Annotated in this window: 1 protein-coding gene; it reads right to left on the bottom strand. The window is 63.9% G+C overall.

What is annotated here, in order from left to right; genetic code table 11:
- Window positions 1-216, bottom strand: a 216-nt coding sequence (locus E1K68_RS27635; protein ID WP_212614979.1) for an RHS repeat domain-containing protein, incomplete at both ends; no start/stop codon positions are given.

Genomic DNA, 216 nt, shown 5'->3' with positions numbered 1-216 from the left:
CACCAGGTTGCGCACCGTGGCCACGTAGCCGTTGGCGTAGGTGATCTCCGCCAGCGGATCGAGCTTCCTCACCATCTTGCCGAGCGTGTTGTAGCTCAGGTTGGTGGTGTTGCCGTTGCCGTCGGTCTCGCTGGCGATCTCGCCGAAGGCGTTGTAGCTCTGGTAGCGGTGGATCAGGTTGGCCGAGGGCTGGATGGTGCCGAACTCCCAGCGCAC

This window comes from Pseudomonas sp. B2021 (assembly GCF_018135665.1).
GTDB lineage: Bacteria > Pseudomonadota > Gammaproteobacteria > Pseudomonadales > Pseudomonadaceae > Aquipseudomonas > Aquipseudomonas lactis.
The sequence above is the reverse complement of the archived record's forward strand: the minus strand, read 5'-3'. Positions and strand labels throughout refer to the sequence as shown.